This is a genomic window from Pseudomonas sp. K5002 (assembly GCF_013386655.1).
Lineage (GTDB): Bacteria > Pseudomonadota > Gammaproteobacteria > Pseudomonadales > Pseudomonadaceae > Aquipseudomonas.
This window is the reverse complement of record NZ_JACARK010001615.1, coordinates 1-584: the sequence shown is the minus strand read 5'-3', so window position 1 is coordinate 584 and position 584 is coordinate 1. Positions and strand designations below refer to the sequence as shown.

Genomic DNA, 584 nt, shown 5'->3' with positions numbered 1-584 from the left:
GTGGCCTCGGTGGCGCTGTTCCAGGCGAAGGCCGCGCTCTTGCCCTGGTCCAGCAGGTCGCGGGTTTGTTCCAGCAGGGCCGGATCGTCCAGCAACTCCTGATGGGCGCGGAAGATCTCGGACTGGGCAGTGCCGACGGCCTTTTCCTGCAGGGCTTGCAGCGCCTGATTGGCGTTGTTCAGGGCATGGGTCAGGGCCGCACGTTCCAGCGCTTCACCTTTGCCGGTCTCTACGAACGTCAGTGCCGGCTCCTTGACCTGCACCACCTGGCCAAACGCCGAACCGGGCGAGGCGCACACGCCGCGCAGCAAGGTCGCCGATGAATCAGGCGCCACGGGTGCAGCGCCAGGTTGAGGAGCCGCGACGGTTTCGCCGCAGCCTTCGGCCAGCAAGGTCACCAGCGCCTGGATCGCCGCTTCGGCATCCTCGCCGGCCGCGCTGACTTGCAAGGTGTCACCCTGCACCGTTTGCAACGCCATGATCCGTACCAGCGACTTGGCGTTGGCGCTCTCGGTTTGCTTGTGCAGGTAAATACTCGCCTTGAAGCCTTTGGCCGCCTGCGCCAGCACCGCCGCCGGGCGCGC

Annotated in this window: 1 protein-coding gene; it reads right to left on the bottom strand. The window is 66.8% G+C overall.

Annotated features, from left to right (window positions below; all coding sequences use genetic code 11):
* Positions 1-584, bottom strand: a 584-nt coding sequence (locus HX846_RS38280) for an HPr family phosphocarrier protein (protein ID WP_178967588.1), incomplete at both ends; no start/stop codon positions are given.